The following is a 13,818-nucleotide window of genomic DNA, read 5'->3' as shown; positions in this document are numbered from 1 at the left end:
CCCAGGCGGGCGTCAGCCCTTCGACGGGTGTGGCGTCGAGCCGTATGCCGTCAGGAAGCGGTCGCGGAACGAACTCATCTTCCACACCGGGGCGCCCGGCGCGGGCCGCAGACCGTCGGACCAGCCCCAGTCGGCGATCTTGTCGAGCACCTTCGGGTCCTTGGCGACGATCGCGCACGGCACGTCACGACTGGCGTGGTCGCCGCTGACGCGGGAGATCGGCTGGTGGTCGCCGAGGAAGACCAGCACCGTGTCGTCGTTCCCGTAGCGCTCCAGGAACTGGGTCAGGCTGGTGACCGAGTACTGGACGGACCTGCCGTACCCCTCCTTCGACCGGGTGGAGTCGGTGATGACGTCGGCGGGCCTGATGCCCGCCCTCTCGATGGCGTCGAAGAGCGAACCGTCGCCCAGCCGGTCCCAGCCGACCATCTTGGGGACCGGCGCCCAGGGCTGGTGGCTGGAGGTCAGGATGATCTCCGACATCAGCGGCTTGTCGCGCTTCCTGCCGTGCTCCAGGCGCTGGAAGGCCTCCAGGGCGTACTGGTCGGGCATGGTCGACCAGCTGAACTTCGGGCCGTTGTAGCCCAGCCGGAAGGCGTCGCGGACCGTGTCGAGGCCGTAGAAGCGGGCCTCCGGCCAGCTTTTCTGCACACCGGGCATGATGCCGACCGTGTCCCAGGCGCCGGTCTTCCGGAACGCCCCGGTGAGGGTGAGACGGTCGCCCGAGGTGACGGTGCGGTAGCGGCTCTGGTTGTCTATCCACAGGCCCGACAGGAACGTGGAGTGGCCCAGCCAGCTACTGCCGCCGTAGGTGGCCGAGGTCAGCCAGCCGCTCTTGGCTCGGAAGCCGGCCTTGGCCAGGGCCGTGGTGCTGTCGCTGAGGGTTCTGTCGACGCCGGGCGCGATGGCCGGGTCCTCGATCGCGCTGCGGCCGTAGCTCTCGATGAACGTGAAGATGACGTCCTTGCCGCGCAGGTCGGGAACCAACTGGGAGCCCGGGGTGGCGCCGAAGGCGTCCGCCTTGGCGGTCCTCGCGAACGCGCGCTCGTCGCGGATGGTCTCCTGGATGCCCTTCCTGCGGTCCTCGAGCAGGGTGACGGCGCGCTCGGAGGCCAGTGGAACACCGCCGACCTTCAGGCCGAGGGCCGTGCACGTCATCCACACCAGGCTGAGCACCAGGACGGTACGGGTGGTGATGTCCCGGTTCCGGGCCATGAGGTTGCCGAGCCGGACGACGGCCAGCGCCGTGAGGACGAGCAGGGCGAGGACGAGTGCGAGGGCCGCCAGGAGGGCACCGAGAGCGCCCGTACCGCCCAGCGTGTCCTTGAGGTAGGCGTAGGCGTCGCCGAACAGCGGCCAGTCGAGGAGGATGTCGAAGCCGCGGCCGAGGTACTGGTGGAAGCCGATGTCCAGCAGATCGAGCACGGTCAGCACACCGAGCACGAACCCGCCCGCCCAGGCGACGACCAGCCGGAGCCGCCGCGGCAGCACGGTCAGCACGGCGGCTCCGAGCAACGCCTCCACCGGAAGCCGCGTGAACTCCGCGATCCGCAGTGCCTCGGGCCGGTTGGGCATGAGGAGCGAGACGACGACGAGGACGCCGGCGAGAACGGTGACGGCTGCGCCGAGGGCATGGGCGGCCGCGGGGTGGCCGGCACGCCAGGTGCGCAGGCGCGGGCGGCCCGGGCGGGAGCGTACGGGAGGCTCCGGCGCGGTACCAGGTGCCGACTCGGCGTTCTCGGCGGTCGGCTCGGGCTCCGCCGACGATCCGGCCGTCCCAGCCTTGTCCGTCGTCGGTCGTTGGCGTGCGTTGGGAGACAACCCGGGGGTCCTTCCGTGCGAAGCCCGTGCTGGAGGGGCGGGCCGTGCCTGGAAGCCGGGTCCGCCGCCATCCCGTACGGGCGGCCCGGTGCGTGCGTTCAACCGCCCGCGCCGGCGCCCGGCAAACACCCGGCGGTCAGCGGACCGGCGGCGGCCGGTGGTCCGTCGCCGTGTCGGCAGGCACGTACGCGACCCTCGGTTTGCCGTCCGGGATGCGTCCGGGGTGCGTCCGGATGGTGAAATCCGACCGCCCCGGATAGCGTGATTCTCGCCACCCTTGATAAGGGCCCCGCTCAGATGAGCGAATCTTGACAGTCTGTACTTCTCCAAAGGGTGGCACTCAGTGCCACCCTTTGATCGTTCATCGATCGAAATCAGACGTGGCGAGAGGTGCTCATGTGAGCGAAAAGGAGCGTCTTTGAGTGGTGTTGCGTTCAAGAAGTGAAAACATTCGCCGCCAATCGCTTGCCAAGCCTTGACTTTCGATCCAGTGGCGGACGGGTGGTTGCATGCGCATGACGCGCAAGTGGACGTACCCAGATGCCTTCGATCTGGGTATGTTCCTCGCCGTCAGGGCAGCCACTGCGTCCTCGAGGAGTCGAGACCCGTGTCGGAAAACATTGATCACCACGTAACTGAAAAGGGTGTCGAGGGCGTGAAGTTCGTTTACGACTTCACCGAGGGCAACAAGGACCTCAAAGACATCCTTGGTGGCAAGGGCGCGAACCTCGCCGAGATGACCAACCTGGGCCTGCCCGTTCCTCCGGGCTTCACCATCACCACCGAGGCGTGCAAGGTCTACCTCGAAAGTGGTGAGGAGCCGGCGGCACTGCGTGACGAGGTGAGTGCACACCTCGCCGCGCTCGAGAAGCGGATGGGCAAGAAGCTCGGCCAGGCCGACAACCCGCTGCTGGTTTCGGTGCGTTCCGGTGCGAAATTCTCGATGCCGGGCATGATGGACACGGTCCTGAACATCGGTCTCTCCGACAAGTCCGTGCAGGGCCTGGCGAAGCAGGCCGGCGACGAGCGCTTCGCGTGGGACTCCTACCGCCGCCTCATCCAGATGTTCGGCAAGACGGTCCTCGGCGTCGACGGCGACCTCTTCGAGGACGCGCTGGACGCGGCCAAGGAGGCCAAGAAAGTCGCGGTCGACACGGAGTTGGAGGCCGCGGACCTCAAGAAGCTGGTCACCAAGTTCAAGAAGATCGTCAAGACCGAGGCCGGGCGGGACTTCCCGCAGGACCCGCGCGAGCAGATGGACCTCGCCATCAAGGCGGTCTTCGACTCGTGGAACGGCGACCGCGCCAAGCTCTACCGCCGCCAGGAGCGCATCCCGCACGACCTCGGTACGGCCGTGAACATCTGCTCCATGGTCTTCGGCAACCTGGGCCCCGACTCGGGCACGGGCGTCGCGTTCACCCGCGACCCGGCCTCCGGCCACCAGGGCGTGTACGGCGACTACCTGCAGAACGCGCAGGGTGAGGACGTGGTGGCGGGCATCCGCAACACGGTCCCGCTGGCCGAGCTGGAGCGTATCGACAAGAAGTCGTACGACCGGCTGATGCAGATCATGGAGACGCTGGAGAACCACTACAAGGATCTCTGCGACATCGAGTTCACCATCGAACGCGGCCAGTTGTGGATGCTGCAGACCCGTGTCGGCAAGCGCACGGCGGGCGCCGCCTTCCGCATCGCCACCCAGCTGGTGGACCAGGGGCTCATCGACGAGGCCGAGGCGCTGCAGCGCGTCACCGGCGCTCAGTTGGCGCAGCTGATGTTCCCGCGGTTCGACGAGAAGGCGGAGGTCGAGCAGGTCGGCCGGGGCATCGCCGCCTCGCCGGGCGCGGCGGTCGGCAAGGCGGTCTTCGACTCGTACACAGCGGTGAAGTGGTCGCGTTCGGGCGAGAAGGTCATCCTGGTGCGCCGCGAGACGAACCCGGACGACCTCGACGGCATGATCGCCGCTGAGGGCATCCTGACGTCGCGCGGCGGCAAGACCTCCCACGCGGCCGTCGTCGCGCGCGGCATGGGCAAGACGTGCGTGTGCGGCGCGGAGGAGCTGGAGGTCGACACCAAGCGCCGGCGGATGACCGTGCCGGGCGGCCGCGTGGTCGAGGAGGGCGACCTCATCTCGATCGACGGGTCGAGCGGAAAGGTGTACCTGGGCGAGGTCCCGGTGGTTCCCTCGCCGGTCGTGGAGTACTTCGAGGGCCGGATGCACGCGGGCGCCGACGACGCCGACGAGCTGGTCGAGGCCGTGCACCGGATCATGGCGTTCGCCGACCGCAAGCGGCGCCTGCGGGTGCGCGCGAACGCGGACAATGCCGAGGACGCGCTGCGGGCGCGGCGCTTCGGCGCGCAGGGTATCGGCCTGTGCCGCACCGAGCACATGTTCCTCGGTGACCGGCGCGAGCTGGTCGAGCGCCTGATCCTGGCGGACACGGAGACCGAGCGCGAGGAGGCACTCAAGGAGCTGCTCCCGCTGCAGAAGAAGGACTTCGTGGAGCTGTTCGAGGCGATGGACGGGCTCCCGGTGACCGTCCGTCTGCTGGACCCGCCGCTGCACGAGTTCCTGCCCGACATCACCGAGCTCTCGGTGCGGGTGGCGCTGGCGGAGGCCCGTCAGGAGCCGCACGAGAACGAGCTGCGCCTGCTCCAGGCCGTGCACCGCCTGCACGAGCAGAACCCGATGCTGGGTCTGCGCGGTGTGCGCCTCGGGCTGGTCATTCCGGGCCTGTTCGCCATGCAGGTGCGTGCGATCGCCGAGGCGGCGGCCGATCGCAAGGGCGCGAAGGGCGACCCCCGCGCGGAGATCATGATCCCGCTCGTCGGCACCGTGCAGGAGCTGGAGATCGTGCGTGAGGAGGCCGACCGGGTCATCGCCGAGGTCCAGGCGGCCGCCGGAACCGAGCTGAAGCTGGCGATCGGCACGATGATCGAGCTGCCGCGTGCCGCGCTGACGGCCGGCCAGATCGCCGAGGCGGCGGAGTTCTTCTCCTTCGGCACGAACGACCTGACCCAGACGGTATGGGGCTTCAGCCGCGACGACGTGGAGGCCTCGTTCTTCACCTCCTACCTGGAGAAGGGCATCTTCGGCGTCAGCCCGTTCGAGACGATCGACAAGGACGGGGTCGGCAAGCTGGTCCGCGACGCGGCCAAGGCGGGCCGGGCGACGCGCCCCGACCTGAAGCTGGGCGTGTGCGGCGAGCACGGCGGTGACCCCGAGTCGGTCCACTTCTTCCACGAGGTGGGTCTTGACTACGTGTCCTGCTCGCCGTTCCGTATCCCGGTGGCCCGTCTGGAGGCCGGACGGGCGGCATCGCAGGCGCAGGGCAGCGACCACCGCTGACCGTTCCTTGAAACCTCCGGGGCCGTCGGCGGTCATCCTGACCCTCACCGACACGACGACGGCCCCGGACCGCCGGGAGAGGGCGGCACCCCTGTGCGGGGGGTGCCGCCCTCTCCCGTTCCCAACCTCAGAAGACGCTCAGGTTCATGGACCGTGCGCTTCTCCGCTCCTTAGTGTCGTGATCATGCCCGACATATCGCTGACCATGGTCGTTGTCCTCTGTCTTACCGCGTTCGCGGCCGGCTGGATCGATGCGGTGGTCGGCGGTGGAGGGCTCCTCCTGCTTCCCGTCCTGCTGCTCGCCCTGCCCGGCGGCACCGCGGCGAAGTTCGCGCTCGGCACCAACAAGGCGGTCGCGATCGTGGGTACGACGGGCGCGGCCGTGACGTACGCGCGCAGGGCGCCGGTCGATGTGGCCATGGCCGTGCGGATCGGGCTCGCGGCGCTCGCCGGGTCCACGGGCGGGGCCATGGTGGCCGCCGGGATGAGCACGGACGTCCTCAAGCCGGTCGTCATGGTCGTGCTGCTCGCTGTCGGGACCTTCGTGATCCTGCGGCCCGCCTTCGGGACGGCTCCCTCGACCGCGCCGGTCTCCGCGCGCCGCGTGCTGGCCGCGATCGGTCTGGCGGGCCTCGGTATCGGCTTCTACGACGGTCTCATCGGCCCCGGCACGGGCACCTTCCTCATCCTGGCGCTCACCGCTGTCCTCCACTTCGACCTGGTGACCGCCTCCGCCACCGCAAAGATCGTCAACTGCTGCACCAACGCCGGCGCCCTCGCCACGTTCGCCTGGAAGGGCACCGTCTTCTGGCAGCTGGCCGCGGTGATGGCGGTCTTCAACCTGGCGGGCGGCATGTTCGGCGCGCGCACCGCGCTGAAGAAGGGCAGCGGGTTCGTCCGGATCGTGCTGCTGACGGTGGTGTTCGCGCTGGTCGCGAACCTCGCCTACCAGCAGTGGCTGCGCTGAGCGGTCAGCGGCTGCCGGTGAGGTGGGCGAACACCACGACGTTCCCCTGGTAGCCCGTCGTCTTCGTGTAACCGCCGCCGCAGGTGATCACGCGCAGCTCGGGGCGCTTCGCCGCCCCGTACACCCTGTCGTCGGGGAAGTCCTTCGTCTCGTAGACCTCGACCGCGTACACCGTGAAGACGGCCGTCGAGCCGTCGCGGCGGTCGACCTCGATGGTGCTGCCCCTCGCCAGGGCGCCGAGGTCGTAGAAGACGGCCGGGCCCTGGGCGTTGTCGACGTGCCCGTCGATGATCGCGGTGCCGGTGTCGCCGGGGGTGGTGCCGGACTCGTACCAGCCGGCGAGGTTCTTCTGGTCGGAGGGCGGGGCGTCGAGGTTGCCGGCCTTGGTCAGGCCGAGGCCCGTCAGAGGGGCGTCCACACGTATCGACGGTATGCGGATGCGGTCAGGCGGGGAGGGCGGCAGCGCGGGTGCGGCGGAACGTTCGCGGTCGGCGTCCGTGGACGCCTGCGCGGCCGACGGCTGCGGTGGCGCGTGGCTGCTCTCCGCGGCACTGTGCAGCAGCCACGCACCGCCGCAGAGGGCTATCGCCGTGGCGGAGGCTATGGCGGCGTTGCCGACTCCGCCGGGGCTGCCGGCCTTGCTCACGTGTGCCTCCTTCGTGGACACGGCGTCCCGTGCCCCCTCCGGGCCGCGAGGGGCGTCGGACCCGGAGGGGAGGGGACGGCGGTACCGGCGGACGGACAGCGGAGGGTGTCCGTCAGATCCCGTCGCCTCTCGCGCGGCGATGCAGGAGCCAGGTACCGCCCGCGGCGGCGACGGCGAGAGCCGCCACGCCTGCCGCGGTCCGCACGGGGTCGGCGCCGAGTGCGCCGCCGACCCCCGTCTTCACGCTTCCCCGCGGACGCGTTCCGTCCGTGGCCGCGGTCAGGGTGACCGTCAGGTCGCCGGTCACGGTCGCCTGCCGGCCTCTGGAGCACTTCGCGACGATCTCGTACGTGCCCGGTTGAGCGCTCGGCGGCACCCTGAACTGCCCGATCATGTCCTTCTCGTGGGTGCTGGGCGCGAGCGTGAAGGTGCCGGCGCCGACCGCGGTGGCGTCGCCCGTCGCCAATCCGTCCGCGCCGCACGCCGCCGTGTTCACGGTGACATGGGCTCCCGGCACGACGCTGGAGGGAAGGATCTCAAGCTGCCCGGCGCCCTCGGCGTACGCGGGAACGGCCCCGAGGCCCGCGGCGACGGTGATCGCGGTACCGGTCAGCAGGCGGGCCGTACGTCGCATCGTGGCGCTCCTTGGAGGGGGCACGGCCCGCGACACCCCCAGTGTGCCGCTGCGTCGGTCGTACCCCTGCCCTTTCGAGGTAAAGGGCACTCGACCGCGCCCGCTCGTTGACGGAGCGTCAGAAATACGGTGAACGGGTGGCGGTGAAGCGGCCCGAGAGGCGTGAGGGCCAGGCGTTCCGGCAGGTCACCGGTGTGCGGATGATGAGCGGCAAAAGGAAGCCCGATGAGGGGAGGGGTGGCTGTGAAAGGGTGAATCGGGGTCCGGTGCGGGGTGGACGCATGCTGCCACTTGACCTCAAGAATGGTTGAGGTATCAGGCTGGTCTGCATGAACACCGCCACAGAGTCCCCTGTCTCGTCCCCTGTCTCGTCCCTCGTCTCGTCCCCTGTCCGTGTTGCCGTCGTGATCGGCAGCAACCGGCACGGCCGCTTCGGTCCCGTCGTCGCGAAGTGGCTGCTCGGCCGGATCCGCGAACGCGACGACCTCGTGCTCGACGTCGTGGACGTGGCCGAGGTCCCGCTGCCCACGACCCTGACCCCGTCCCCGGAGGCGACGGCCGCGCTCGCCGACGTCACCCCCAAACTGGCCGGTGCCGACGCTTTCATCGTCCTCACTCCCGAGTACAACCACTCCTTCCCGGCCGGCCTGAAGAACCTGATCGACTGGCATTTCTCCGAGTGGCGCGCCAAGCCGGTCGCCCTGGCCTCCTACGGCGGCATCTCCGGCGGCCTGCGCGCGGTGGAGCACCTTCGCCAGGTCTTCGCGGAACTGCACGCGGTGACGGTGCGGGACACCGTGTCGTTCATGGGCGGGAGCGCGGCGTTCGACGAGGAGGGCAACCCGCGTGACGCGGCCGGTCCGGATGCGGCGGTGAAGGTGATGCTGGACCAACTGATCTGGTGGGCAAAGGCGTTGCGGGAGGCGAAGGAGAAGAGGCCGTACGCCGGTTAGCCTTCTGCGGAGCCCGAAGGCCTTCAGCCGTGAGAATGGAGTCGATCTGAGGACCCCCATGGCTGGACCGCCGAGGATCTTCACCCACCGTATCGAGGCCGAAGTGCCACGCGGCCCGACCGTCGTGACCATCCGGGGAGCGGGCGCGTGAGACTGCCGTTCTTCGTCTACGGGACCCTGCGCCCCGGCGAGCGCAACCACGACCGCCTCCTGCGTGGCCGTGTCCGGTCCGAAGAGCCGGGGCTGCTGCCCGGGGCCGTTCTGTACGAAGGTCCCGGATACCCGTACGCCGTGGCGGAGGAGGGCGGCACGGTCAGCGGAGAGATCGTCACCGCGTTGCCCGAGGCGTACGGGGAACTGCTCGGTGCGCTGGACCGCCTGGAGGAGTACGTGCCGGGCGATCCCCGCAGCCTGTACGAGCGAGTGGCCCGGGATGTGACGGCCGCCGACGGCAGGACCGTGCGGGCCTGGGTGTACCTCGCCGCGCCCGCCGTCGCTGCACGACTGAGAGCGCACGGCAGACCGATCGAGGGCGGGGACTGGCTCGCCCGGCGCTGAGGCCCGGTAGGCAACGGCCGCCCCGGACATGGCGTCGTAGCGGCAGTCGGGCGCCCGCGTCGCTCGTGCGGGCGACCGCCTCCGTGCGCCCCTGCCCGGCGCCCGGTCGTCGCGCCTAGGGTCCCGGCCATGACCGATAGCGACATCACCCGGCGGCGTGCGCTCGCGCTGGGCGGCGCCGCGGCGGGTGCGGTCCTGGGACTCGGTATCGCCTCCTGCACCTCCTCGGACCGCGGCTCGCCCGCGTCGGCGCCGGACGACGCGTCGAACGCCGCCCCGGACGCCGAACTGTGCATGCTCAACCCGAGCACCACGGAGGGCCCTTACTACCTGGAGGGCGCGCTCTTCCGCAGGGACATCACCGAGGGCAAGAAGGGCGTTCCGCTCACGGTACGGCTGACCGTGCGCGACCAGCCCCACACCTGCGCACCCCTGAAGGGCGCGTTCGTCGAGATCTGGCAGCCCGACGCCTGGGGCTACTTCTCCGGCTACACGGCCCTGCCTCCGGGCGGCACGGTGCCCGCCGCCGACGCGGACGCCAGCGGCGCGAACCCCGAGACGTATCTGCGCGGCTACCAGAGGACCGGCGCCGACGGAGTCGCCGAGTTCAGGACGATCTTCCCCGGCTGGTACAAGTCGCGCGCCCCCCACATCTACGTCAAGGTGCACACCGGCGGCAGGAAGACCGGCCGCACCTACGAGGGCGGCAGGGTCAACTGGACCGGACAGCTCTTCTTCGACGACCGGTACGCCGACGCGGTGTTCGCCAAGGCCCCGTACACCGAGCACATCGGGACGAGCGCGCGGCTCGCGCAGGACACGGTGTATCACGGGGGCGGTGAGCGGGACGGCCTGATGCATGTCGCCGGGAACGCGGACGCGGGGTTCGTCGCGACGCTGACCGTCGGGATCGACCCGACGCGGGAGAACGCCGGGGCGGAGGTCGACGGCGAAAGCCCCGCCCGGCCGAGTTCCCCGCCGAGTTCCTCGCCTCCGAGCTCCTCGCCGTCGAGTGCCCCGCCGACTGCTTCGCGTTCCTCGCCGTCGGGCACCCCGTCGCCGGGCGGCGGCCCGCCGTCGACTTCCGCGCCGCCCCGCGAGGCCTCCACCGCCGCCGTGGCGACTACTGGCGCGACAAGGAACGCGTGATGCCCGCCGCGATCGTCGTCGCCAGGATCCAGCCGGTGGCGATCAGCAGATACGACAGCCACTGGTATCCGGCGCGTGGCGCGAACGCCCCCGCCTGCCCGAAGTCGATGATCGGCAGGAGCAGGTCGAGGGTGTAGAAGAGCGGGTTGAAGCCGGGTGCCTCGGAGGGCTTCAGCGCGGGCGGGTGGTGCAGGGCGAAGGCGACCGTGCCGGTGCACAGCAGCAACAGCAGCCAGCTCGCGGCCCGCATCGGGCGGAAGCCGTAGCCGACCGCCGCGTCCTGCACATAGCCCCACAGCCGGGCGTAGGCCGGCAGCGTGCGGCGGTGCCGGCGGAGCTTGGCCAGCTGGACGGTGCGGGCCGCCGCCTCGTCGCCCGCCGTGCGGTACGCCGCGGTCAACTGCTCGTAGGCGTACGGCTGATAGCCGTCGGCCTCGCGCTCCAGCAGCGGGAGGCGTTTTTCGGCGGGGAGGTGCGGGGCCAGCACGCGGTAGCTCAGGCCGTCCATCCGGACCTGCCGGGGCCAGAACTCCGGCGGGACGTGCAGCAGGTCCAGCTGGGTGCGGCGCAGGTTCACGGCGCCCTCGACGGGCGCGGCATCGCGCAGCCACAGTTCGCCTATGACACAGCTGCTGGCGCGCAGGGCCTGGCCGTCCGGGTGGGACAGGCTGGCGTAGGTGAAAACGAGCTGGCCCGGAATCCGGGAGCCCTTCAGGTTGACCAGCCCCTTTGCCCGTAGCCCTTTGGCGAGCAGGTCTGTGCCAAGAGTCAGAGTCTCGGCCTCAAGGGCCGTGTCACCGGGGGCGTGCAGCTGTGCGTCGTTGAGGTTGACCTGCCCGGCGACGGTGGCCCCCTTCAACCGGACCTGGCCGTGGGCGGTGAGCCCGACGGCCCACACGTCCGTGCCCACCTCCGCGTGGTTGAGCTGGAGGACGGGCTCCTCGGCGGCCTCGTCGGGGCTGCCGAGCCGCGCCTTGTTGACGAAGACCGCACCGGAGAGCTTCGCGCCCGCGAGCCGTACCGGGCCCGAGATCCGGCAGCAGGTGAGCCGCAGCACCCCGTCGACGCGGAGCGTTCCCGCGGTGAGCCCCGGAAGCACCGAGTCGGTCAGGACCAGCGCGGGGATCCGCGCCCCGTACAGGTTCGGGACCCCCTCGAAATGACAGGACCGCAGCCGGACGGGATGGTCGATCGTCCCGTACATCAGATGCAGCACCCCGGTGATCCGAGCGCCCCATATCTTCAGTCCGGCGATCTCGCCGCCCCGGGTGGGCCCGCCGAGCAGCAGCGCCCGCAGCACCTCGGCCCGGACGGTCCGCTCGGGACCCCAGGACGTGCCCTGGGCCGCGTCGTCGTCGGCGCCTTCGCGGAAGTCGACCGTGGCGCCGAGCGGGAAGGCTTCCCAGACGCGGCGCTCCGCCGGGGTCAGGTCGGTGATCTCCACGGTCAGCCCCGCCCCGCCGCCAGCGCCTTGGCGATCCCTGGCTCCTTCGGGCCGAGGAACGTCGGATCCGGCCGGAACAGGGCCTCCAGGGCCGCCTTGCCCGCGGCGAAGACCTCCCGCGCTCCCCCGTAGTACCAGGTCGCGTCGTGCTTGGCGTCGACACCGACGCCGTACGAGGTCACGCCCGCCGCCTGGCACAGGGCGACCGCGCGGCGGATGTGGAAGCCCTGGGTGATCAGGACCGCGCGGTCGACGCCGAAGACCTTCTTCGCGCGGACGCAGGAGTCCCAGGTGTCGAAACCCGCGTAGTCGCTGACGATGCGCCCGTTCGGCACGCCGTGCCTGGTCAGGTAGGCGCGCATGGCGTCCGGTTCGTCGTAGTCCTCGCGGCTGTTGTCGCCGGTGACGAGAACGACCTCGATACGGCCCGCCCGGTACAGCCGCGCCGCCGCGTCCAGACGGTGGGCGAGGTACGGCGACGGCTCGCCGCCGTTCCACAGACCGGCGCCGAAGACGACGGCGACCTCGGTGCGAGGCGCGCCCTTCGTCGTGTAGAGCCGGTCGCCCGTCGCCAGGAACAGCCACGTCGCCGGCAGCAGCGCCAGCACGCACAGGAGCATCAGGAGCTGTACGGCCCTGCGCTGCCCGGCACGGGTGCGCGGCAGGCGCGGTCTGCGGAGCGTCAGGCGCGGCAGGCGCATCGAACACATCCCCCGGGGTCGGTGGTAACACCCATGAAGACGCGCCGGACGATGATCCGGTTCGCGCGGCACACGAGGGACATCGCCTCGCCCGCCGGATACGGGCGCCCGCATCCCGATTGTCCCCTGCTGCGATTACTGTCGGGTCATGGACGGGACTGCACCGAAGGCCTACGAGACCTCTACGCGGCAGGAGACCGGCTCGACGATCGGCCCGGCGTACGAGGCGGCGGCCGTCGAACGCTGGGCCCCCGAGCCCGACAAGCGTCCGGGCCGCACCGCTTTCCAGCGCGACCGCGCGCGGGTGCTGCACTCGGCCGCACTGCGCCGGCTGGCGGGCAAGACCCAGGTCGTCACCCCGGGCACCGGCGGTCGGGCGCAGGCCTGGGACGCCACCCCCCGCACCCGGCTCACCCATTCGCTGGAATGCGCCCAGGTCGGCCGCGAGCTGGGCGCCGCCCTCGGCTGCGACCCCGACCTCGTCGAGGCCGCCTGCCTCTCCCACGACCTCGGCCACCCGCCCTTCGGGCACAACGGCGAACAGGCGCTGAACGAGTTCGCGGAGGACTGCGGGGGCTTCGAGGGCAACGCCCAGTCCCTGCGCCTGCTCGCCCGTATCGAGCCGAAACGGTTCGTCCGCAGCGCGGCGACGGGGAAACTCGTCAGCGTGGGCCTGAACCTGACCCGCGCCGTTCTCGACGCCGCCATCAAGTACCCCTGGCCGCGCGGCGCCCACCCCAGCGACCCCAAGTCCCCGAAGTTCGGCGTCTACGAGGACGACCGGCCGGTCTTCGACTGGGTCCGCATGGGCGCCCCCGCGCACCGCGCGTGCTTCGAGGCCCAGGTCATGGACTGGGCCGACGACGTCGCCTACTCGGTGCACGATGTGGAGGACGGCCTGCACGCGGGTCACATCGACCCGGCCAGCCTGCACGCCGAGCCCGAGCGACAGGCGGTCTTCGCCGTCGCCGTCGGGCGGTACGTGCCGGCGGACACCGACCCCGACGAACTCGCCGAGGCCCTCGACCGGCTGCTCGCCCAGGAGTGGTGGCCGCACGGCTACGACGGCTCGGCGGTCGCCCAGGCCCGCCTCAAGGACGCCACCAGCCAGCTCATCGGCCGTTTCTGCCTGGCCGCGGAGGGCGCTACCTGGGCGGCATGGGGGCACCGCCCAGCCCGTCCGGGCACGGGGTCGGGCAGCGGCCGCCTCACCCGGTACACCGCCGAACTCGTCGTACCGCGCAGCACCCGCATGGAGTGCGCGGTCCTCAAGGCGGTCGCCGACCGGTACGTGATGCAGCGCGCCGAGCAGGAACGGCTGCGCGCCGACCAGCGCGTCGTGGTCGCCGAGCTCGCCGAGGAGCTCACCGGCCGCGCGCCCCACGGGCTCGATCCACAGTTCCGGGCACTGTTCGAGGAGGCGGCCGACGACCGCGCCCGCAAGCGGGTGATCGTCGACCAGATCGCCTCGCTCACGGACGCCTCGGCACGCTCCCTGCACGCGAGACTGACGGGGCGCCTGTGACCTGTATGTGACCCAGCGTGGCCTGATCGGGCCACTACCTCTTCCCGCATCACGCTCCGTGCGGGACGCTC

The 13,818-nt window shown here is 70.9% G+C and carries 11 protein-coding genes; 6 read left to right on the top strand and 5 right to left on the bottom strand.

Going from position 1 to position 13,818, the window contains the following annotated elements:
* Window positions 1–12 precede the first annotated feature (12 nt).
* Window positions 13–1,821: a hypothetical protein gene (locus ACWDEX_RS00540; RefSeq protein ID WP_450460894.1), complete on the bottom strand. Its 1,809-nt coding sequence runs from the start codon at window positions 1,819–1,821 to the stop codon at window positions 13–15.
* A gap of 607 nt (window positions 1,822–2,428) precedes the next feature.
* On the opposite strand from ACWDEX_RS00540, the gene ppdK reads away from it, so the two are divergent.
* Complete coding sequence (gene ppdK, locus ACWDEX_RS00535; RefSeq protein ID WP_450460893.1) at window positions 2,429–5,170, top strand: pyruvate, phosphate dikinase; 2,742 nt, start codon at window positions 2,429–2,431, stop codon at window positions 5,168–5,170.
* 184 nt (window positions 5,171–5,354) lie between these two features.
* Window positions 5,355–6,137 (top strand): sulfite exporter TauE/SafE family protein, encoded by a 783-nt coding sequence (locus ACWDEX_RS00530; protein ID WP_450460892.1) that lies wholly within the window; start codon window positions 5,355–5,357, stop codon window positions 6,135–6,137.
* 4 nt (window positions 6,138–6,141) lie between these two features.
* Here ACWDEX_RS00530 and ACWDEX_RS00525 read toward each other — a convergent pair whose 3' ends face one another.
* A complete protein-coding gene (locus ACWDEX_RS00525; protein WP_450460890.1) occupies window positions 6,142–6,783 on the bottom strand; it encodes a class F sortase in 642 nt (213 codons plus the stop codon).
* Window positions 6,784–6,895: 112 nt separating this feature from the next.
* Entirely contained in the window at window positions 6,896–7,417 is a 522-nt protein-coding gene (locus ACWDEX_RS00520) for a hypothetical protein (protein ID WP_450460889.1), read from the bottom strand.
* 329 nt (window positions 7,418–7,746) lie between these two features.
* Here ACWDEX_RS00520 and ACWDEX_RS00515 point away from each other — a divergent pair, with 329 nt between their 5' ends.
* The 3 genes from ACWDEX_RS00515 (at window position 7,747) to ACWDEX_RS00505 (ending at window position 10,077) form a co-directional block, all read left to right on the top strand.
* Window positions 7,747–8,370, top strand: coding sequence for an NADPH-dependent FMN reductase (locus tag ACWDEX_RS00515; protein ID WP_450460888.1), 624 nt, complete (start codon window positions 7,747–7,749; stop codon window positions 8,368–8,370).
* A 147-nt stretch (window positions 8,371–8,517) separates the two neighbouring features.
* Entirely contained in the window at window positions 8,518–8,928 is a 411-nt protein-coding gene (locus ACWDEX_RS00510) for a gamma-glutamylcyclotransferase family protein (protein WP_450460887.1), read from the top strand.
* A gap of 129 nt (window positions 8,929–9,057) precedes the next feature.
* The gene (locus tag ACWDEX_RS00505; protein WP_450460886.1) at window positions 9,058–10,077 is read left to right on the top strand and encodes an intradiol ring-cleavage dioxygenase; all 1,020 of its coding nucleotides are present in this window, start codon (window positions 9,058–9,060) and stop codon (window positions 10,075–10,077) included.
* Here the strand turns inward: ACWDEX_RS00505 and ACWDEX_RS00500 are convergent.
* Complete coding sequence (locus ACWDEX_RS00500) at window positions 10,052–11,521, bottom strand: membrane-associated oxidoreductase (protein ID WP_450460885.1); 1,470 nt, start codon at window positions 11,519–11,521, stop codon at window positions 10,052–10,054. The genes ACWDEX_RS00505 and ACWDEX_RS00500 overlap by 26 nt on opposite strands.
* Before the next feature lie 2 nt (window positions 11,522–11,523).
* Window positions 11,524–12,222 (bottom strand): SanA/YdcF family protein, encoded by a 699-nt coding sequence (locus tag ACWDEX_RS00495; RefSeq protein WP_450460884.1) that lies wholly within the window; start codon window positions 12,220–12,222, stop codon window positions 11,524–11,526.
* 148 nt (window positions 12,223–12,370) lie between these two features.
* On the opposite strand from ACWDEX_RS00495, the gene ACWDEX_RS00490 reads away from it, so the two are divergent.
* Entirely contained in the window at window positions 12,371–13,747 is a 1,377-nt protein-coding gene (locus tag ACWDEX_RS00490) for a deoxyguanosinetriphosphate triphosphohydrolase (protein ID WP_450460883.1), read from the top strand.
* Window positions 13,748–13,818 lie beyond the last annotated feature (71 nt).

It is taken from the genome of Streptomyces sp. NPDC001020 (assembly GCF_053599115.1).
The sequence above is the reverse complement of the archived record's forward strand: the minus strand, read 5'-3'. Positions and strand labels throughout refer to the sequence as shown.

Excerpts from the sequence above, each read along its gene's own strand:
- ACWDEX_RS00530 (WP_450460892.1), top strand. The coding sequence starts at position 5,355 with ATGCCCGACATATCGCTGACCATGGTCGTTGTCCTCTGTCTTACCGCG.
- ACWDEX_RS00520 (WP_450460889.1), bottom strand. The coding sequence starts at position 7,417 with ATGCGACGTACGGCCCGCCTGCTGACCGGTACCGCGATCACCGTCGCC.
- ACWDEX_RS00515 (WP_450460888.1), top strand. The coding sequence starts at position 7,747 with ATGAACACCGCCACAGAGTCCCCTGTCTCGTCCCCTGTCTCGTCCCTC.
- ACWDEX_RS00505 (WP_450460886.1), top strand. The coding sequence starts at position 9,058 with ATGACCGATAGCGACATCACCCGGCGGCGTGCGCTCGCGCTGGGCGGC.
- ACWDEX_RS00495 (WP_450460884.1), bottom strand. The coding sequence starts at position 12,222 with ATGCGCCTGCCGCGCCTGACGCTCCGCAGACCGCGCCTGCCGCGCACC.
- ACWDEX_RS00490 (WP_450460883.1), top strand. The coding sequence starts at position 12,371 with ATGGACGGGACTGCACCGAAGGCCTACGAGACCTCTACGCGGCAGGAG.